The organism is Burkholderia sp. Bp8994, from assembly GCF_003853805.1.
Classification (GTDB): domain Bacteria; phylum Pseudomonadota; class Gammaproteobacteria; order Burkholderiales; family Burkholderiaceae; genus Burkholderia.
In genome coordinates this window covers 22,203-43,225 of record NZ_QTQH01000035.1, presented here as the reverse complement: position 1 = coordinate 43,225, position 21,023 = coordinate 22,203, and the positions used below count along the sequence as shown (strand labels likewise).

15 protein-coding genes and 1 tRNA gene are annotated in these 21,023 nt (G+C 61.5%); all 16 read left to right on the top strand.

Annotated features, from left to right (window positions below; all coding sequences use genetic code 11):
• A partial coding sequence (tuf, locus tag DIE04_RS28715) for an elongation factor Tu (RefSeq protein WP_034191706.1) occupies window positions 1-1,182 on the top strand: 1,182 nt, incomplete at its 5' end.
• Between the two features lie 59 nt (window positions 1,183-1,241).
• Window positions 1,242-1,317 (top strand) — tRNA-Trp (locus tag DIE04_RS28710).
• 42 nt (window positions 1,318-1,359) lie between these two features.
• Entirely contained in the window at window positions 1,360-1,740 is a 381-nt protein-coding gene (gene secE, locus DIE04_RS28705) for a preprotein translocase subunit SecE (RefSeq protein WP_006482892.1), read from the top strand.
• A 1-nt stretch (window position 1,741) separates the two neighbouring features.
• Window positions 1,742-2,299 (top strand): transcription termination/antitermination protein NusG, encoded by a 558-nt coding sequence (nusG, locus tag DIE04_RS28700; RefSeq protein WP_006400672.1) that lies wholly within the window; start codon window positions 1,742-1,744, stop codon window positions 2,297-2,299.
• A gap of 140 nt (window positions 2,300-2,439) precedes the next feature.
• Window positions 2,440-2,871: a 50S ribosomal protein L11 gene (gene rplK / locus DIE04_RS28695; RefSeq protein ID WP_006400671.1), complete on the top strand. Its 432-nt coding sequence runs from the start codon at window positions 2,440-2,442 to the stop codon at window positions 2,869-2,871.
• Entirely contained in the window at window positions 2,872-3,567 is a 696-nt protein-coding gene (gene rplA, locus DIE04_RS28690) for a 50S ribosomal protein L1 (protein WP_044849038.1), read from the top strand.
• Window positions 3,568-3,875: 308 nt separating this feature from the next.
• On the top strand, window positions 3,876-4,373 hold the full coding sequence (rplJ, locus tag DIE04_RS28685) for a 50S ribosomal protein L10 (RefSeq protein WP_021161756.1): 498 nt from the start codon (window positions 3,876-3,878) through the stop codon (window positions 4,371-4,373).
• A gap of 63 nt (window positions 4,374-4,436) precedes the next feature.
• Window positions 4,437-4,811 (top strand): 50S ribosomal protein L7/L12, encoded by a 375-nt coding sequence (rplL, locus tag DIE04_RS28680; RefSeq protein WP_021161757.1) that lies wholly within the window; start codon window positions 4,437-4,439, stop codon window positions 4,809-4,811.
• A gap of 376 nt (window positions 4,812-5,187) precedes the next feature.
• The gene (gene rpoB, locus DIE04_RS28675; RefSeq protein WP_044849037.1) at window positions 5,188-9,294 is read left to right on the top strand and encodes a DNA-directed RNA polymerase subunit beta; all 4,107 of its coding nucleotides are present in this window, start codon (window positions 5,188-5,190) and stop codon (window positions 9,292-9,294) included.
• 21 nt (window positions 9,295-9,315) lie between these two features.
• Window positions 9,316-13,557, top strand: coding sequence for a DNA-directed RNA polymerase subunit beta' (gene rpoC, locus DIE04_RS28670; protein ID WP_044849036.1), 4,242 nt, complete (start codon window positions 9,316-9,318; stop codon window positions 13,555-13,557).
• A 241-nt stretch (window positions 13,558-13,798) separates the two neighbouring features.
• Entirely contained in the window at window positions 13,799-15,646 is a 1,848-nt protein-coding gene (recQ, locus tag DIE04_RS28665; RefSeq protein WP_044849035.1) for a DNA helicase RecQ, read from the top strand.
• A 227-nt stretch (window positions 15,647-15,873) separates the two neighbouring features.
• On the top strand, window positions 15,874-16,254 hold the full coding sequence (gene rpsL, locus DIE04_RS28655) for a 30S ribosomal protein S12 (RefSeq protein ID WP_006400662.1): 381 nt from the start codon (window positions 15,874-15,876) through the stop codon (window positions 16,252-16,254).
• Between the two features lie 172 nt (window positions 16,255-16,426).
• Complete coding sequence (gene rpsG / locus DIE04_RS28650) at window positions 16,427-16,897, top strand: 30S ribosomal protein S7 (RefSeq protein WP_006477195.1); 471 nt, start codon at window positions 16,427-16,429, stop codon at window positions 16,895-16,897.
• 123 nt (window positions 16,898-17,020) lie between these two features.
• The gene (fusA, locus tag DIE04_RS28645) at window positions 17,021-19,123 is read left to right on the top strand and encodes an elongation factor G (RefSeq protein ID WP_044849034.1); all 2,103 of its coding nucleotides are present in this window, start codon (window positions 17,021-17,023) and stop codon (window positions 19,121-19,123) included.
• 41 nt (window positions 19,124-19,164) lie between these two features.
• Window positions 19,165-20,355 carry an elongation factor Tu gene (tuf, locus tag DIE04_RS28640; RefSeq protein ID WP_006482910.1) on the top strand — a complete coding sequence of 397 codons (1,191 nt, stop codon included), beginning with the start codon at window positions 19,165-19,167 and terminating at the stop codon, window positions 20,353-20,355.
• Between the two features lie 285 nt (window positions 20,356-20,640).
• Window positions 20,641-20,952 carry a 30S ribosomal protein S10 gene (gene rpsJ / locus DIE04_RS28635; RefSeq protein ID WP_004199280.1) on the top strand — a complete coding sequence of 104 codons (312 nt, stop codon included), beginning with the start codon at window positions 20,641-20,643 and terminating at the stop codon, window positions 20,950-20,952.
• Window positions 20,953-21,023 lie beyond the last annotated feature (71 nt).

The following is a 21,023-nucleotide window of genomic DNA, read 5'->3' as shown; positions in this document are numbered from 1 at the left end:
GAAAAGTTTGAGCGGACCAAGCCGCACGTCAACGTTGGTACGATTGGTCACGTTGACCACGGCAAGACGACGCTGACGGCAGCGATCACGACGGTGCTGACGAAGAAGTTCGGCGGCGAAGCGAAGGCTTACGACCAGATCGACGCGGCACCGGAAGAAAAGGCGCGCGGTATCACGATCAACACGGCACACGTCGAGTACGAAACGGCTAACCGCCACTACGCACACGTCGACTGCCCGGGCCACGCTGACTATGTGAAGAACATGATCACGGGCGCGGCACAGATGGACGGCGCGATCCTGGTTTGCTCGGCAGCAGACGGCCCGATGCCGCAGACGCGTGAGCACATCCTGCTGGCACGTCAGGTTGGCGTTCCGTACATCATCGTGTTCCTGAACAAGTGCGACATGGTGGACGACGCTGAACTGCTCGAGCTGGTCGAGATGGAAGTTCGCGAACTCCTGTCGAAGTACGACTTCCCGGGCGACGACACGCCGATCGTGAAGGGTTCGGCCAAGCTGGCGCTGGAAGGCGACACGGGCGAGCTGGGCGAAGTGGCGATCATGAGCCTGGCCGACGCGCTGGACACGTACATCCCGACGCCGGAGCGTGCAGTTGACGGCGCGTTCCTGATGCCGGTGGAAGACGTGTTCTCGATCTCGGGCCGTGGTACGGTGGTGACGGGTCGTGTCGAGCGCGGCATCGTGAAGGTCGGCGAAGAAATCGAAATCGTCGGTATCAAGCCGACGGTGAAGACGACCTGCACGGGCGTTGAAATGTTCCGCAAGCTGCTGGACCAAGGTCAGGCAGGCGACAACGTCGGTATCCTGCTGCGCGGCACGAAGCGTGAAGACGTGGAGCGTGGCCAGGTTCTGGCGAAGCCGGGTTCGATCACGCCGCACACGCACTTCACGGCTGAAGTGTACGTGCTGAGCAAGGACGAAGGCGGCCGCCACACGCCGTTCTTCAACAACTACCGTCCGCAGTTCTACTTCCGTACGACGGACGTGACGGGCTCGATCGAGCTGCCGAAGGACAAGGAAATGGTGATGCCGGGCGACAACGTGTCGATCACGGTGAAGCTGATCGCTCCGATCGCGATGGAAGAAGGTCTGCGCTTCGCAATCCGCGAAGGCGGCCGTACCGTCGGCGCCGGCGTCGTCGCCAAGATCATCGAGTAAGCCAGTTATTCGTTGATCGACAGTTTTGGGGCTGGCAACAGCCAGCCCCAGCATGGTTTAGGGGTATAGCTCAACTGGCAGAGCGTCGGTCTCCAAAACCGAAGGTTGGGGGTTCGATTCCCTCTGCCCCTGCCAAAAATCGCCACGTGTCCCACGTGGCATTTGTTTTAAGGTGTTATGGCGAATCCATCCGTCGAAACTGTAAATACCTCCGGCGATAAGCTGATGCTGGCCCTGGGCGTATTGCTGGTCTTGGCCGGATTCGTGGGCTTCTTCTGGCTGGCCAACCAGCAGTGGTATGTCCGCGGTGCCGCATTGGCGGTAGGTATCATCGCCGGCGTGGCCGTCGGCCTGATGTCCGCACCTGGCAAGAGCCTCATCGCGTTTGCCAAGGATTCGTACAAGGAAGTCCGCAAGGTCGTTTGGCCCACCCGCAAGGAAGCAACGCAAACCACACTCGTCGTGTTCGGTTTCGTGCTCGTGATGGCGATTTTCCTCTGGTTGAGTGACAAATCGATCGAATGGGTGATTTTCTCGGCGATTCTGGGTTGGAAATGATATGAGCGATACTCCGGCATCCCCGAGCGGAAAGCGTTGGTACGTCGTGCACGCCTACTCCGGTATGGAGAAGAGCGTGCAGCGTGCGCTTCAAGAGCGCATCGAACGTGCTGGCATGCAGGATAAATTCGGTCAGATCCTGGTTCCGACCGAAGAAGTGGTCGAAGTCAAAGGTGGCCACAAGGCAGTAACCGAGCGTCGTTTCTTCCCCGGCTACGTGCTGGTGGAAATGGAAATGACGGACGAAACGTGGCACCTCGTGAAGAACACGGCGAAGGTCACGGGTTTCGTCGGCGGTGCGCGTAACCGCCCGACTCCGATTTCCCCGAAGGAAGTCGAAAAGATCATGTCGCAGATGCAGGAAGGCGTCGAGAAGCCGCGCCCGAAGACCCTGTTCGAAGTTGGCGAGATGGTGCGTGTCAAGGAAGGCCCGTTCACGGACTTCAACGGCACGGTCGAAGAAGTCAACTACGAAAAATCGCGCGTGCGTGTGTCGGTCACGATCTTTGGCCGATCCACTCCAGTCGAACTCGAGTTCGGCCAGGTCGAAAAAGTTTGATCCCGATTCGGTGGGCAGCCTCGGCTGCCCACCTTCGCGCTTACGGTCCGCGTTATGGCCGTTGAGGAGCGTCAGTAGCCAGCGGCGAACGCGCGTTATCACTCACCGAACGCCGTCTGGCGTTCTAACGAGGTTTACAAATGGCAAAGAAGATTGTCGGCTTTATCAAGCTGCAGATTCCTGCAGGTAAAGCCAACCCGTCGCCGCCGGTCGGTCCGGCACTGGGCCAGCGCGGCCTGAACATCATGGAGTTCTGCAAGGCGTTCAACGCGCAGACTCAAGGCATGGAGCCGGGTCTGCCGGTGCCGGTGGTCATCACGGCATACGCTGACAAGAGCTTCACGTTCGTGATGAAGACGCCGCCGGCAACCGTCCTGATCAAGAAGGCAGCGAAGGTGGACAAGGGCTCGAGCAAGCCGCACACCGACAAGGTCGGTTCGATCACGCGCGCTCAAGCCGAAGAAATCGCGAAGACCAAGATGCCGGACCTTACGGCAGCTGATCTGGACGCAGCCGTTCGCACCATCGCTGGTAGCGCACGCTCGATGGGCATCACTGTGGAGGGCGTGTAAATGGCTAAGATCTCCAAGCGCCGTCAGGCATTTGCCGCCAAGGTCGACCGTCAGAAGCTGTACGCGATCGAAGATGCACTGGCACTCGTGAAGGAATGCGCGAGCGCGAAGTTCAACGAATCGATCGACGTCGCAGTCCAGCTCGGCATCGATGCGAAGAAGTCGGACCAGGTCGTTCGTGGTTCGGTCGTTCTGCCGGCAGGTACGGGCAAGTCGGTTCGCGTTGCCGTGTTCGCGCAAGGCGAGAAGGCCGAGCAGGCTCGTGCAGCAGGCGCGGAAATCGTCGGTATGGAAGACCTGGCAGAGCAGATCAAGGCTGGCCAGATGGACTTCGACATCGTGATCGCTTCGCCGGACACGATGCGTATCGTCGGTACGCTCGGTCAGATCCTCGGCCCGCGCGGCCTGATGCCGAACCCGAAGGTTGGTACGGTCACGCCGGACGTCGCAACCGCCGTCAAGAACGCGAAGGCTGGTCAGGTGCAATTCCGTGTCGACAAGGCCGGTATCATCCACGCGACCATCGGCCGTGCATCGTTCGAATCGACTGCACTGCGTTCGAACCTGTCGGCGCTGATCGAAGCGCTGCAGAAGGCCAAGCCGGCAACGAGCAAGGGCGTCTACCTGCGCAAGATCGCACTGTCGAGCACGATGGGCGTCGGCGTGCGTGTCGACCAGGCTACGCTGGCAGCGTAAGAAAGTATTCGGGCCGCTTCGTTCGCGAAGCGGCCTACATGGGCTTTGGGCGGTTGTTCGTGCAGTTGGGCGGGCAACCGGTTATCAAAGACCGTTGGTGGGACGCAGCAGGCAGGCGATCCCTTAATTCAAGCCAACGCAGATGGCGAACCCGAAAAAGTTTTGCAGTGGTGAAGCCGCAGGTCGTGAAGCGATTCACGGCGTGAGGTGGAAATACTCCTAACGAGGTCGGACGCCGTTGTTGAACGAGGTACGTGAGGTTTCGGCCATGCCGGCCGCGCCGAACGTATCGTTTCTGGAGGCTAACCGTGCCGCTTAATAGAGAAGACAAGCAAGCCGTCGTCGCTGAGGTTTCCGCGCAAGTCGCGAAGGCCCAGACCGTTGTGCTGGCTGAGTATCGTGGAATTGCGGTTGGCGATCTGACCAAGCTGCGCGCGAAAGCGCGTGAGCAACAGGTTTACCTGCGCGTGTTGAAGAACACGCTGGCGCGTCGCGCTGTTGAAGGTACCCCTTTTGCTCCGCTGGCAGAGCAGATGACTGGTCCGCTGATCTACGGCATCTCGGAAGATGCAATTGCCGCTGCTAAGGTCGTCAACGACTTCAGCAAGAGCAATGACAAGTTGGTCATCAAGGCTGGTTCGTTCGATGGCAAGGTGATGGACAAGGCTGGCGTGCAAGCGCTGGCAAGCATCCCGAGCCGTGAAGAACTGCTCTCGAAGCTGCTGTTCGTTATGCAATCGCCTGTTTCGGGCTTCGCGCGTGCTCTGGCCGCGCTCGCCGAGAAGAAGCAAGCGGAAGCTGCGTAAGCGAACGTGCATCAGCGTTACTGATCGCTGGCTGTATCCGAATTCAATTTAGGAGTATTTCAAATGGCAATCGCAAAAGAAGACATCCTGGCAGCAGTCGAAGGGATGACCGTTCTGGAACTGAACGAACTGGTCAAGGCGTTCGAAGAGAAGTTTGGCGTGTCGGCAGCTGCAGTGGCAGTCGCTGGCCCGGCAGGCGGCGGCGCTGCTGCTGCTGCAGAAGAAAAGACCGAATTCACGGTCGTTCTGGCTGAAGCAGGCAGCAACAAGGTTGCAGTCATCAAGGCAGTTCGCGAACTGACGGGCCTGGGCCTGAAGGAAGCGAAGGACGTCGTTGACGGCGCACCGAAGGCTGTCAAGGAAGGCGTCGACAAGGCTGCTGCTGAAGAAGCCAAGAAGAAGCTGGAAGAAGCTGGCGCGAAGGTCGAAGTCAAGTAAGTTTCGACGCGCTGTGCGAAGGCTGGCGGTATTTTCACCGCCGGCCTTTTTGTGCTTTGTGGGGACGTTATTCTGGCACTCATTCGGGAGCCCGAATAATCGGCCCCAGAAGCCAAAGAAAACCGCCGAATCGTTGTCAATGCATCGATTGGCGTTTCTCTTTGTCTTCTGAAGCGACTGCAGAAGGCAAGTTTGGTCGGGTAGCGGGCAACACAGGCATCCGCTGCCGTCAGCCAGCGGTTGGTAGCGGCCAACCACCAAGCTTCTCGGCTCGTTCAAGCCATCGGGCGGCCATCGGGTCTCAGTCGGTGAACACTCGGGTTTGAAACGTCCAGGTATCCCGCCTCGACAGCACCCGCCGTGATTCGGAGATCGTATGCAATATTCCTTCACCGAGAAGAAGCGCATTCGCAAGAGTTTCGCGAAGCGCCCCATCGTTCACCAAGTTCCGTTCTTGCTGGCCACCCAGCTTGAATCATTCAGCACGTTTCTGCAAGCCGATGTGCCTGGCGCGCAACGCAAGCCTGAAGGTTTGCAGGCCGCCTTCACATCGGTATTTCCCATTGTTTCGCACAACGGCTTCGCGCGCCTCGAGTTCGTGAGCTATGCGTTGTCCGCGCCGGCATTCAACATCAAGGAATGCCAGCAGCGTGGCCTGACGTACTGCTCCGCGCTGCGCGCGAAGGTCCGCCTCGTCATCCTCGACAAGGAATCGCCGAACAAGCCGGTCGTCAAGGAAGTGAAGGAGCAGGAAGTGTACATGGGCGAAATTCCGCTCATGACGCCGACGGGCTCGTTCGTCATCAACGGCACCGAGCGTGTCATCGTCTCGCAGCTGCACCGTTCGCCGGGCGTGTTCTTCGAACACGACAAGGGCAAGACGCACAGCTCGGGCAAGCTGCTGTTCTCGGCACGGATCATTCCGTACCGCGGCTCGTGGCTCGACTTCGAATTCGATCCGAAGGACATCCTGTACTTCCGCGTCGACCGTCGCCGCAAGATGCCGGTCACGATCCTGCTGAAGGCCATCGGCCTGACGCCTGAACAGATCCTCGCGAACTTCTTCGTGTTCGACAACTTCACGCTGATGGGCGAAGGCGCGCAACTCGAGTTCGTGCCCGAGCGCCTGCGTGGTGAAGTCGCGCGCTTCGACATCACGGATCGTGATGGCAAGGTCATCGTCCAGAAGGACAAGCGGATCAACGCGAAGCACATTCGCGATCTCGAAGCCGCGAAGACCAAGTTCATCTCGGTGCCGGAAGACTATCTGCTCGGCCGCGTGCTGGCGAAGAACGTCGTCGACGGCGACACCGGCGAAGTGATCGCGAGCGCGAACGACGAAGTCACGGAAAGCGTGCTCGAGAAGCTGCGCGAAGCGGACATCAAGGACATCCAGACGCTCTACACGAACGATCTGGACCAGGGTCCGTACATCTCGTCGACGCTGCGTGTCGACGAAACGACCGACAAGACGGCCGCGCGCATCGCGATCTACCGCATGATGCGTCCGGGCGAGCCGCCGACCGAAGAAGCGGTCGAGGCGCTGTTCAACCGTCTGTTCTACAGCGAAGAAGCGTACGACCTGTCGAAGGTCGGCCGCATGAAGTTCAACCGCCGCGTCGGCCGTGACGAGATCGTCGGCCCGATGACGCTGCAGGACGACGACATCCTCGCGACGATCAAGATTCTCGTCGAGCTGCGCAACGGCAAGGGCGAAGTGGACGACATCGACCACCTCGGCAACCGTCGCGTGCGTTGCGTCGGCGAACTGGCGGAAAACCAGTTCCGCGCGGGTCTCGTGCGTGTCGAGCGCGCGGTCAAGGAACGCCTCGGCCAGGCCGAAAGCGAAAACCTGATGCCGCACGACCTGATCAACTCGAAGCCGATTTCGTCGGCGATCCGCGAGTTCTTCGGTTCGTCGCAGCTGTCGCAGTTCATGGACCAGACCAACCCGCTGTCGGAAATCACGCACAAGCGCCGTGTTTCCGCACTGGGCCCGGGCGGTCTGACGCGCGAACGCGCAGGCTTCGAAGTGCGTGACGTGCACCCGACCCACTATGGCCGCGTGTGCCCGATCGAAACGCCGGAAGGTCCGAACATCGGTCTGATCAACTCGCTCGCACTGTACGCGCACCTGAACGAGTACGGCTTCCTCGAGACGCCGTACCGCAAGGTCGTGGACAGCAAGGTGACCGACCAGATCGACTACCTGTCGGCGATCGAGGAAGGCCGCTACATGATCGCGCAGGCGAACGCCGCGATCGACGAAAACGGCACGCTGATCGACGAACTCGTGTCGTCGCGTGAAGCCGGCGAAACGATGATGGTCACGCCGGACCGTATCCAGTACATGGACGTCGCGCCGTCGCAGATCGTGTCGGTTGCAGCTTCGCTGATCCCGTTCCTCGAGCACGACGATGCGAACCGTGCACTGATGGGTTCGAACATGCAGCGTCAGGCCGTGCCGTGTCTGCGTCCGGAAAAGCCGGTCGTCGGTACGGGCATCGAGCGCACCTGCGCGGTCGACTCGGGCACGACGGTCCAGGCGTTCCGCGGCGGCGTGGTCGACTACGTCGACGCAGGCCGTATCGTGATTCGCGTGAACGACGACGAAGCGGTCGCGGGTGAAGTCGGTGTCGACATCTACAACCTGATCAAGTACACGCGTTCGAACCAGAACACGAACATCAACCAGCGTCCGATCGTGAAGATGGGCGACAAGGTCTCGCGCGGCGACGTGCTGGCCGACGGCGCCTCGACGGACCTGGGCGAGCTCGCGCTCGGCCAGAACATGCTGATCGCGTTCATGCCGTGGAACGGCTACAACTTCGAAGACTCGATCCTGATCTCGGAGAAGGTCGTTGCGGACGATCGCTACACGTCGATCCACATCGAAGAGCTGAACGTCGTTGCACGCGACACGAAGCTCGGGCCGGAAGAAATCACGCGCGACATCTCGAACCTGGCGGAAGTCCAGCTCGGCCGTCTCGACGAATCGGGCATCGTGTACATCGGTGCTGAAGTCGAAGCCGGCGACGTGCTGGTCGGCAAGGTCACGCCGAAGGGCGAGACCCAGCTGACGCCGGAAGAGAAGCTGCTGCGCGCGATCTTCGGCGAGAAGGCTTCGGACGTGAAGGACACGTCGCTGCGCGTGCCGTCGGGCATGAGCGGCACCGTGATCGACGTCCAGGTGTTCACGCGTGAAGGCATCCAGCGCGACAAGCGCGCCCAACAGATCATCGACGACGAACTGAAGCGCTACCGTCTCGACCTGAACGACCAGCTGCGCATCGTGGAAGGCGACGCGTTCCAGCGTCTCGCACGCATGCTGGTGGGCAAGGTCGCGAACGGCGGTCCGAAGAAGCTCGCGAAGGGCACGAAGATCGACCAGGCTTACCTGGAAGACCTCGACCACTACCACTGGTTCGACATCCGCCTCGCGGACGACGAAGCAGCGGCATCGCTCGAAGCGATCAAGAACTCGATCGAAGAGAAGCGTCACCAGTTCGACCTCGCGTTCGAAGAGAAGCGCAAGAAGCTCACGCAAGGCGACGAACTGCCGCCGGGCGTGCTGAAGATGGTCAAGGTGTACCTCGCGGTCAAGCGTCGCCTGCAGCCTGGCGACAAGATGGCGGGCCGTCACGGTAACAAGGGTGTCGTGTCGAAGATCGTCCCGATCGAAGACATGCCGTACATGGCCGACGGCCGTCCGGCAGACGTCGTGCTGAACCCGCTGGGCGTTCCGTCGCGGATGAACGTGGGTCAGGTTCTGGAAGTGCACCTCGGCTGGGCCGCGAAGGGCCTCGGCTGGCGTATCGGCGAAATGCTGCAGCGTCAGGCGAAGATCGAGGAACTGCGCGTGTTCCTGACGAAGATCTACAACGAGTCGGGCCGCCAGGAAGACCTGGAAAGCTTCACCGACGACGAGATCCTCGAACTCGCGAAGAACCTGCGCGAAGGCGTGCCGTTTGCAACGCCGGTGTTCGACGGTGCGACCGAGGAAGAAATGGGCAAGATGCTCGACCTCGCGTTCCCGGACGACATCGCGGAACAGCTCGGCATGAACCCGTCGAAGAACCAGGTCCGCCTGTACGACGGCCGCACGGGTGAAATGTTCGAACGTCGCGTGACGCTCGGCTACATGCACTACCTGAAGCTGCACCACTTGGTCGACGACAAGATGCACGCACGTTCGACCGGCCCGTACTCGCTCGTCACGCAGCAGCCGCTGGGTGGTAAGGCGCAGTTCGGTGGCCAGCGTTTCGGTGAAATGGAAGTGTGGGCACTCGAAGCGTACGGCGCGTCCTACGTGCTGCAGGAAATGCTGACGGTGAAGTCGGACGACGTGACCGGCCGGACGAAGGTTTACGAGAACCTCGTCAAGGGCGATCACGTGATCGATGCAGGCATGCCGGAATCCTTCAACGTGCTCGTGAAGGAAATCCGCTCGCTCGGTATCGACATCGATCTCGACCGCAATTAATCGGACTACGGAGAGAAGGCAATGAAAGCTCTGCTCGATCTATTCAAGCAAGTCCAACAGGAAGAAGTTTTCGACGCGATCAAGATCGGTCTGGCCTCGCCGGACAAGATCCGTTCGTGGTCGTTCGGCGAAGTGAAGAAGCCGGAGACCATCAACTACCGTACGTTCAAGCCGGAACGCGATGGTCTGTTCTGCGCGAAGATCTTCGGGCCGATCAAGGACTACGAGTGCCTGTGCGGCAAGTACAAGCGCCTGAAGCACCGCGGCGTGATCTGCGAGAAGTGCGGCGTCGAAGTGACGCTGGCGAAGGTGCGTCGCGAACGGATGGGCCACATCGAGCTGGCCTCGCCGGTCGCGCACATCTGGTTCCTGAAGTCGCTGCCGTCGCGTCTGGGCATGGTGCTCGACATGACGCTGCGCGACATCGAACGCGTGCTGTACTTCGAAGCATACGTGGTGATCGAACCGGGCATGACGCCGCTGAAGGCGCGGCAGATCATGACCGAAGAGGATTACTACAACAAGGTCGAGGAATACGGCGACGAATTCCGTGCCGAGATGGGCGCGGAAGGCGTGCGTGAACTGCTGCGTGCGATCAACATCGACGAGCAGGTCGAGACGCTGCGCACCGAGCTGAAGAACACCGGCTCGGAAGCGAAGATCAAGAAGTACGCGAAGCGCCTGAAGGTCCTCGAGGCATTCCAGCGCTCGGGCATCAAGCCCGAGTGGATGATCCTCGAAGTGCTGCCGGTGCTGCCGCCGGAACTGCGTCCGCTCGTGCCGCTGGACGGCGGCCGTTTCGCGACGTCGGACCTGAACGACCTGTATCGCCGCGTGATCAACCGTAACAACCGGTTGAAGCGTCTGCTCGAGCTGAAGGCACCTGAAATCATCGTCCGCAACGAAAAGCGGATGCTGCAGGAAGCCGTCGACTCGCTGCTCGACAACGGTCGTCGCGGCAAGGCGATGACGGGCGCGAACAAGCGTCCGCTGAAGTCGCTCGCCGACATGATCAAGGGCAAGGGCGGTCGTTTCCGTCAGAACCTGCTGGGCAAGCGCGTCGACTACTCGGGCCGTTCGGTCATCGTAGTCGGCCCGACGCTGAAGCTGCACCAGTGCGGTCTGCCGAAGCTGATGGCGCTCGAGCTGTTCAAGCCGTTCATCTTCAACAAGCTGGAAGTGATGGGCGTCGCGACGACCATCAAGGCTGCGAAGAAGGAAGTCGAGAACCAGACGCCGGTGGTGTGGGACATCCTCGAAGAGGTGATCCGCGAGCACCCGGTGATGCTGAACCGTGCGCCGACGCTGCACCGTCTCGGTATCCAGGCGTTCGAGCCGGTGCTGATCGAAGGCAAGGCGATTCAGCTGCACCCGCTCGTCTGCGCGGCGTTCAACGCCGACTTCGACGGTGACCAGATGGCCGTTCACGTGCCGCTGTCGCTCGAAGCGCAGATGGAAGCGCGTACGCTGATGCTGGCGTCGAACAACGTGCTGTTCCCGGCCAACGGCGATCCGTCGATCGTGCCGTCGCAGGATATCGTGCTGGGTCTGTACTACGCGACCCGCGAAGCGATCAACGGCAAGGGCGAAGGCCTGTCGTTCACCGGCGTGTCGGAAGTGATCCGCGCGTACGAGAACAAGGAAGTCGAGCTGGCCTCGCGCGTCAACGTGCGGATCACCGAAATGGTCCGCAACGAGGACACGTCGGAAGGCGCGCCGGAATTCGTGCCGAAGATCTCGCTGTACGCGACGACCGTCGGTCGCGCGATCCTGTCGGAGATCCTGCCGCACGGCCTGCCGTTCTCGGTGCTGAACAAGCCGCTGAAGAAGAAGGAAATCTCGCGCCTGATCAACACCGCATTCCGCAAGTGCGGTCTGCGTGCGACGGTCGTGTTCGCCGACCAGCTGATGCAGTCGGGTTTCCGCCTCGCGACGCGTGCCGGCATTTCGATCTGCGTGGACGACATGCTCGTGCCGCCGCAGAAGGAAACGATCGTCGGCGACGCTGCGAAGAAGGTGAAGGAGTACGACCGCCAGTACATGTCGGGTCTCGTCACCGCGCAGGAACGCTACAACAACGTGGTCGACATCTGGTCGGCAACGTCGGAAGCGGTCGGCAAGGCGATGATGGAGCAGCTGTCGACGGAGCCGGTGACGGACCGCGACGGCAACGAGACGCGCCAGGAGTCGTTCAACTCGATCTACATGATGGCCGACTCGGGCGCCCGGGGTTCGGCGGTGCAGATTCGTCAGCTGGCCGGTATGCGAGGCCTGATGGCGAAGCCGGACGGCTCGATTATCGAGACGCCGATTACCGCGAACTTCCGCGAAGGCCTGAACGTGTTGCAGTACTTCATCTCGACCCACGGCGCACGTAAGGGTCTGGCTGATACGGCACTGAAGACCGCGAACTCGGGTTACCTGACGCGTCGTCTCGTCGACGTCACGCAGGATCTGGTGGTGGTCGAGGACGATTGCGGCACGTCGAACGGCGTCGCGATGAAGGCGCTGGTCGAAGGCGGTGAAGTCGTCGAAGCGCTGCGCGACCGTATCCTCGGCCGCGTCGCGGTCGCGGACGTCGTGAACCCGGAAACGCAGGAAACGCTGTACGAATCGGGCACGCTGCTCGACGAAACGGCGGTCGAGGAAATCGAACGCCTCGGCATCGACGAAGTGCGCGTGCGCACGCCGCTGACCTGCGAAACGCGTTACGGTCTGTGCGCGGCCTGCTACGGCCGTGACCTCGGCCGCGGCTCGCTCGTGAACGTCGGCGAAGCAGTCGGCGTGATCGCGGCACAGTCGATCGGTGAGCCGGGCACGCAGCTGACGATGCGTACGTTCCACATCGGTGGTGCGGCATCGCGTGCGGCAGTGGCGTCGTCGGTCGAAGCGAAGAGCAACGGTATCGTGCGTTTCACGGCGACGATGCGTTACGTCACCAACGCGAAGGGCGAGCAGATCGTCATTTCGCGTTCGGGCGAGGCGCTGATCACCGACGATTTCGGTCGCGAGCGCGAGCGTCACAAAGTGCCGTACGGCGCGACGCTGCTGCAACTCGACGGCGCGACGATCAAGGCCGGCACGCAGCTGGCGACGTGGGACCCGATGACGCGTCCGATCATCACCGAGTACGGTGGTACGGTGAAGTTCGAGAACGTCGAGGAAGGCGTGACCGTCGCGAAGCAGATCGACGACGTGACCGGCCTGTCGACGCTGGTCGTGATCGACGTGAAGCGTCGTGGTTCGCAAGCTTCGAAGAGCGTGCGTCCGCAGGTGAAACTGCTCGACGCGAACGGCGACGAAGTGAAGATCCCGGGCACGGAGCACGCAGTGCAGATCGGCTTCCAGGTCGGCGCACTGATCACCGTGAAGGACGGCCAGCAAGTGCAGGTGGGTGAAGTGCTTGCACGTATCCCGACCGAAGCGCAGAAGACGCGTGACATTACCGGCGGTCTGCCGCGGGTGGCGGAACTGTTCGAAGCGCGTTCGCCGAAGGACGCCGGCATTCTCGCGGAAGTCACCGGTACGACGTCGTTCGGCAAGGACACGAAGGGCAAGCAGCGTCTCGTCATCACGGACCTCGAAGGCAATCAGCACGAGTTCCTGATCGCGAAGGAAAAGCAGGTCCTGGTCCACGATGCTCAGGTCGTCAACAAGGGCGAAATGATCGTGGACGGCCCGGCCGATCCGCACGACATCCTGCGTCTGCAGGGTATCGAGGCGCTGTCGCGCTACATCGTCGACGAAGTGCAGGACGTGTATCGTCTGCAGGGCGTGAAGATCAACGACAAGCACATCGAGGTGATCGTTCGCCAGATGCTGCGTCGTGTGCAGATCACCGACAACGGTGATACGCGCTTCATCCCGGGCGAACAGGTCGAGCGTTCCGACATGCTGGACGAGAACGATCGCATGATCGCCGAGGGCAAGCGCCCGGCTTCGTACGACAACGTGCTCCTCGGTATCACGAAGGCGTCGCTGTCGACCGACTCGTTCATCTCCGCGGCATCGTTCCAGGAAACGACCCGCGTGCTGACCGAAGCGGCGATCATGGGCAAGCGCGACGATCTGCGCGGCCTGAAGGAAAACGTGATCGTCGGCCGTCTGATCCCGGCCGGTACGGGTCTCGCGTTCCACAAGGCACGCAAGGCGAAGGAGATGTCCGACCGCGAGCGTTTCGACCAGATCGCAGCGGAAGAGGCATTCGACTTCGGTACGCCGAGCGCGCCGGCGGAAGAGCCGCAACACCCGGCAGCCGAATAAGCGCGGGCGGCGCGAGCCGCCTCACGCTGCCGTATTCGCTGTCATCGAAACCGCCCGGTCCGCCGGGCGGTTTTTTTTATCCGTCGTTCACGTGCATGACGGGCTTGCCGCACGGTCGCGCAGGCCCGTCATGCGCGCGCTCGAACCCTGTCCGATCGGCCAACGTTGCACGATTCGCCGCGCGCTGCGCGAGCGGGTTGTTAAAATTGCGGTCATCCTTCCGCCGTCCTCGTTCTCACTCATGTCCCGCGCCCTCGAAATCCTCGACGAAGTTTTTGGTTATTCCGCCTTTCGCGGCCAGCAGGGCGAGATCGTCGAACACGTCGCCGGCGGCGGTGATTGCCTCGTGCTGATGCCGACGGGCGGCGGCAAGTCGCTGTGCTACCAGATCCCGGCGCTGCTGCGCCGCGAGGCCGGGCAGGGCGCGGGCATCGTGGTGTCGCCGCTGATCGCGCTGATGCAGGACCAGGTCGCCGCGCTGAGCGAAGTCGGCGTGCGCGCGGCCTACCTGAACTCGACACTGTCGGGCGCCGAGGCCGCGGCGACCGAGCGCGCGCTGCGCGAGGGCGAGATCGACCTGCTGTACGTCGCGCCCGAGCGGCTGATGACGGGTCGCTTCCTCGACCTGCTCGAGCGCGCGAAGATCGGCCTGTTCGCGATCGACGAGGCGCACTGCGTGTCGCAGTGGGGGCATGACTTCCGTCCCGAATACATCCAGCTGTCGGTGCTGCACGAACGCTTCCCGTCGGTGCCGCGCATCGCGCTGACCGCCACTGCCGACGCGATCACGCGCGACGAGATCATCCATCGCCTCGCGCTCGACGACGCGCGTGTGTTCGTGTCGAGCTTCGATCGTCCGAACATCCGTTACCGTATCGTCGAGAAGGACAACGCGCGTTCGCAGCTGCTCGACTTCATCCGCGCGGAACACACGAACGCGGACGGCACGACCGACGCGGGCGTCGTCTACTGCCTGTCGCGCCGCAAGGTCGAGGAAACGGCCGAATGGCTGAAGGCTCAGGGTGTGCGCGCGCTGCCGTATCACGCGGGGATGGAGTTCGAGGTACGGCAGAAGCACCAGGAAATGTTCCAGCGCGAGGAAGGCATCGTGATGTGCGCGACGATCGCGTTCGGCATGGGCATCGACAAGCCGGATGTGCGCTTTGTCGCGCACCTCGATTTGCCGAAGAGCGTCGAGGGCTACTACCAGGAAACCGGCCGTGCGGGCCGCGACGGGATGCCGGCGAACGCGTGGATGGCGTACGGGCTCGGTGACGTCGTCCAGCAGCGCAAGATGATCGACGAGTCCGATGCGGACGACGCGCACAAGCGCGTGCAGACGTCGAAGCTCGACGCGTTGCTCGGGTTGTGCGAGACGATCTCGTGCCGGCGCGTGCGGCTCCTGAACTACTTCGGCGAGGCGAGCCAGCCGTGCGGCAACTGCGACACGTGCCTCGAACCGCCCGATTCATGGGACGCGACGCGCGAGGCGCAGATGGCGCTGTCATGCGTATTCCGCGCGCAGCGCGCGAGCGGCTTCAATTTCGGCTCGAGCCATCTGATCGAGATCCTGCGCGGCGGCCGCACGGAGAAAGTGTTGCAGCGCGGCCACGATCAGCTCAGCACGTTCGGGATCGGCGCATCGCTGTCCGAACCCGAGTGGCGCGCGATTTTCCGGCAACTCGTCGCGTACGGCTATCTCGCGGTCGACCATGGCGGCTTCGGCGCGCTGATGCTGACCGAGGCCGCGAAGCCGGTGCTGAAGAACGAGGAGAAGGTCACGCTGCGCCGCTACGTGAAGCCGCAGCGCACGCGCCAGTCGTCGAGCCGCAGCGGCACGCGCGTCGACCCGACGGCCGGCATGGGCACGCGCGAGCGCGCACGCTGGGACGCGCTGCGCGCGTGGCGCGCGGAAACCGCGAAGTCCGACGGCGTGCCGGCCTACGTGATCTTCCACGATGCGACGCTGGCCGAAATCGCGCGCAACGCGCCAGAGACGATCGACGACCTGCGCCATATCCCCGGCATGGGCGTGCGCAAGCTCGAGCGCTTCGGCGACGAGATCATCGACGTCGTCGAATCGGCGTGACACAGGTGTTCCGACCCTTCCGGTAAACCGCCCGCGCGGCTGGCAAATCACGCAAGCCGTTGACTTAGTTGGCATTTCCGGAATATCATGCTGGGTTCCGGTATTCGGTGGGCCGTGTCGCGTTCGAAAGCTCGCACCCGATTCGCCGGTTCGGAAGTCAACTGTGCGTCGATTCTCGCTTTGCCCGAAATCGATGTGCAGATTTTGTTCAATTTCAGGAATAAACAATGCCAACCATCAACCAACTGGTTCGCAAAGGCCGTCAGTCGGAAACGACGAAGAGCAAGAGCCCGGCCCTGCAGGACTGCCCCCAGCGTCGCGGCGTGTGCACCCGTGTGTACACGACGACGCCGAAGAAGCCGAACTCGGCACTCCGTAAGGTCGCCAAGGTTCGTCTGACGAACGGCTTCGAAGTGATTTCGTACATCGGCGGTGAAGGCCACAACCTGCAGGAACACTCGGTTGTGCTGATCCGCGGCGGCCGTGTGAAGGACTTGCCGGGTGTGCGTTACCACATGGTTCGCGGCTCGCTGGATACCCAGGGCGTCAAGGACCGTAAGCAAGCGCGCTCGAAGTACGGCGCGAAGCGTGCAAAGGCTGCCAAGTAAGCAGTTTTTGATCAGGGATCGCCGCAGGGCGGTCAAGGCGGGAGTGCCGGATTGCCGGTGCTGTCGAGTAAGTGGTCACCCGGCCAAGCTGGTTAGTCGTGAAGATGTGATCGGGTTTGTTGGTGGCCGCGGAGCTGGAACCAGCTCCAACTGAACAAGTAAAGGAAGAATCATGCCGCGTCGTCGCGAAGTCCCCAAGCGGGAAGTGTTGCCGGATCCGAAGTTCGGCAACGTTGATGTTGCCAAGTTCATGAACATGCTGATGCTGTCCGGCAAGAAGTCGGTTGCAGAGCGCATCGTTTATGGCGCATTCGAACAAATCCAGACCAAGGGTGGCAAGGACCCGCTGGAAGTGTTCACGGTTGCGCTCAACAACGTGAAGCCGGTGGTCGAAGTGAAGAGCCGCCGCGTTGGTGGTGCCAACTATCAAGTTCCGGTCGAAGTGCGCCCGTCGCGTCGTATGGCATTGGCGATGCGCTGGCTGCGTGAGGCTGCGAAGAAGCGCAGCGAGAAGTCGATGGCTCTGCGCCTGGCTGGTGAACTCTCCGAAGCGGCCGAAGGCCGTGGCGGCGCGATGAAGAAGCGCGATGAAGTTCACCGCATGGCAGAAGCCAACCGCGCGTTCTCGCATTTCCGTTTCTAAGCGCCTGGCTGGGCTGTTTGCGGAAATAAATTCCGGGCGGGTGCGCTTTTCAGGCGCCTCGCCCGTTTGTGTTGAAGCATGATGCAGCTGGGCTGCATCATGTCATCCCAGTAGAGGATCAAAGTGGCTCGCAAGACTCCTATCGAGCGCTACCGCAATATCGGTATTAGCGCTCACATCGACGCCGGCAAAACGACGACGACCGAGCGCATTCTGTTTTACACCGGTGTGAACCACAAGATCGGTGAAGTCCACGACGGCGCAGCAACGATGGACTGGATGGAGCAGGAACAAGAGCGTGGCATCACGATCACGTCCGCTGCTACCACGGCCTTCTGGAAGGGCATGGGCGGCAACTATCCGGAACACCGCATCAACATCATCGACACGCCGGGCCACGTCGACTTCACGATCGAAGTGGAGCGTTCGATGCGCGTGCTCGACGGCGCGTGCATGGTGTACTGCGCAGTGGGCGGCGTGCAGCCGCAGTCGGAAACGGTGTGGCGCCAGGCTAACAAGTACAAGGTGCCCCGTCTCGCGTTCGTCAACAAGATGGACCGTACCGGCGCGAACTTCTTCAAGGTCTACGACCAGCTCCGTCTGCGCCTGAAGGCGAACCCGGTTCCGGTCGTGGTGCCGATCGGCTCGGAAGAAAACTTCAAGGGCGTGGTCGACCTGATCAAGATGAAGGCGATCATTTGGGACGAAGCGTCGCAAGGCACGAAGTTCGACTACGTCGACATCCCGGCCGAGCTCGCCGAGACCTGCAAGGAATGGCGCGAAAAGATGGTCGAAGTGGCTGCTGAAGCCAGCGAAGACCTGATGAACAAGTACCTGGAAGAAGGCGATCTGCCGGAAGCCGACATCGTCAAGGCGCTGCGCGACCGTACGATCGCGTGCGAAATCCAGCCGATGCTGTGCGGTACCGCGTTCAAGAACAAGGGCGTGCAGCGTATGCTCGACGCCGTGATCGACTTCCTGCCGTCGCCGGTCGACATCCCGCCGGTCAAGGGCGAGCTCGAAAACGGTGAAGAAGCAGAGCGCAAGGCGTCGGACGAAGAGAAGTTCTCGTCGCTCGCGTTCAAGATCATGACCGACCCGTTCGTCGGCCAGCTGATCTTCTTCCGTGTGTACTCGGGCGTCGTCAATTCGGGCGACACGCTGCTGAACTCGACCAAGGGCAAGAAGGAACGCCTCGGCCGGATTCTGCAGATGCACGCGAACCAGCGTGAAGAAATCAAGGAAGTCCGTGCGGGCGACATCGCTGCTGCGGTCGGCCTGAAGGAAGCGACCACGGGCGACACGCTGTGCGACCCGGCGAACCCGATCGTTCTCGAACGCATGGTGTTCCCGGAGCCGGTGATTTCGCAGGCTGTCGAGCCGAAGACCAAGGCTGACCAGGAAAAGATGGGCCTCGCGCTGAACCGTCTGGCGCAGGAAGATCCGTCGTTCCGCGTGCAGACCGACGAAGAGTCGGGCCAGACCATCATTTCGGGCATGGGCGAGCTCCACCTCGAAATTCTGGTCGACCGGATGAAGCGTGAATTCGGCGTGGAAGCGACCGTCGGCAAGCCGCAGGTTGCATACCGCGAAACGATCCGTTCGACGGCGAAGGATGTCGACGGCAAGTTCGTCAAGCAGTCGGGTGGTCGCGGCCAGTACGGTCACGCGGTCATCACGCTCGAGCCGAACGAACAAGGCAAGGGCTACGAGTTCTTCGACGAGATCAAGGGTGGTGTGATTCCGCGTGAATACATCCCGGCGGTCGACAAGGGTATCCAGGACACGCTGAAGTCGGGCGTGCTGGCTGGCTTCCCGGTCGTCGACGTGAAGGTTCACCTGACGTTCGGTTCGTACCACGACGTTGACTCGAACGAAAACGCGTTCCGCATGGCCGGTTCGATGGCGTTCAAGGAAGCGATGCGCAAGGCGAACCCGGTCGTCCTCGAGCCGATGATGGCTGTCGAAGTCGAGACGCCGGAAGACTACATGGGCAACGTGATGGGCGACCTGTCGGGCCGTCGCGGCATCGTCCAGGGCATGGAAGACATGGTTGGCGGCGGCAAGATCGTTCGCGCCGAAGTGCCGCTGTCGGAAATGTTCGGTTACTCGACGTCGCTGCGTTCGCTGACGCAAGGTCGTGCAACGTACACGATGGAGTTCAAGCACTACGCTGAAGCTCCGCGCAACGTTGCTGAAGCGATCATCAGCGCGAAGTCGAAGTAAATCTGCAGCTACCAACCGATATTTTTTGAAAGAAGAGAATCATGGCAAAAGAAAAGTTTGAGCGGACCAAGCCGCACGTCAACGTTGGTACGATTGGTCACGTTGACCACGGCAAGACGACGCTGACGGCAGCGATCACGACGGTGCTGACGAAGAAGTTCGGCGGCGAAGCGAAGGCTTACGACCAGATCGACGCGGCACCGGAAGAAAAGGCGCGCGGTATCACGATCAACACGGCACACGTCGAGTACGAAACGGCTAACCGCCACTACGCACACGTCGACTGCCCGGGCCACGCTGACTATGTGAAGAACATGATCACGGGCGCGGCACAGATGGACGGCGCGATCCTGGTTTGCTCGGCAGCAGACGGCCCGATGCCGCAGACGCGTGAGCACATCCTGCTGGCACGTCAGGTTGGCGTTCCGTACATCATCGTGTTCCTGAACAAGTGCGACATGGTGGACGACGCTGAACTGCTCGAGCTGGTCGAGATGGAAGTTCGCGAACTCCTGTCGAAGTACGACTTCCCGGGCGACGACACGCCGATCGTGAAGGGTTCGGCCAAGCTGGCGCTGGAAGGCGACACGGGCGAGCTGGGCGAAGTGGCGATCATGAGCCTGGCCGACGCGCTGGACACGTACATCCCGACGCCGGAGCGTGCAGTTGACGGCGCGTTCCTGATGCCGGTGGAAGACGTGTTCTCGATCTCGGGCCGTGGTACGGTGGTGACGGGTCGTGTCGAGCGCGGCATCGTGAAGGTCGGCGAAGAAATCGAAATCGTCGGTATCAAGCCGACGGTGAAGACGACCTGCACGGGCGTTGAAATGTTCCGCAAGCTGCTGGACCAAGGTCAGGCAGGCGACAACGTCGGTATCCTGCTGCGCGGCACGAAGCGTGAAGACGTGGAGCGTGGCCAGGTTCTGGCGAAGCCGGGTTCGATCACGCCGCACACGCACTTCACGGCTGAAGTGTACGTGCTGAGCAAGGACGAAGGCGGCCGCCACACGCCGTTCTTCAACAACTACCGTCCGCAGTTCTACTTCCGTACGACGGACGTGACGGGCTCGATCGAGCTGCCGAAGGACAAGGAAATGGTGATGCCGGGCGACAACGTGTCGATCACGGTGAAGCTGATCGCTCCGATCGCGATGGAAGAAGGTCTGCGCTTCGCAATCCGCGAAGGCGGCCGTACCGTCGGCGCCGGCGTCGTCGCCAAGATCATCGAGTAATATCGACGATCCGCGGATCCCTCCGGGGTCCGCGATTCCACGGTAGGCAGTCGTACCGTCGAAACCGGGTGTCCAGTTCGATCTGGCACCCGGTTTTTCTTTGTGGCGTGCGCGTTGCCATATTGACAAACGCACACCACCGCTTCGATTTTTCGTGTAGAATCGCGGGCTTAGCAGTGGAAGTACCGTTCGGGACCGGGCGCCTCGCTCCCCGCAGGCAACAGGTTTCGCGTTCTTTTAGTGTCCGGCGATGCAACATCGCCTCGCTCTTTTCAAGGAATCGTCATGCAGCAACAGAAAATCCGCATTCGCCTGAAGGCTTTCGACTATCGTCTGATCGATCAATCGGCTGCCGAGATCGTCGATACCGCGAAGCGGACTGGCGCAATCGTCCGTGGCCCGGTGCCGCTGCCGACGCGCATTCAGCGTTTTGACATCCTGCGTTCGCCGCACGTCAACAAGACGTCGCGCGATCAGCTCGAAATCCGTACCCACCAGCGCCTGATGGACATCGTCGATCCGACCGACAAGACGGTTGACGCGCTGATGAAGCTCGACCTGCCGGCTGGCGTCGACGTGGAAATCAAGCTGCAGTAAGGCTTTCGGCGCCTCCCGGCGTGCCGGGCGGTGCTAAGTCTTTGTATTGCTTGCGGAAATCGAGAAGTCGG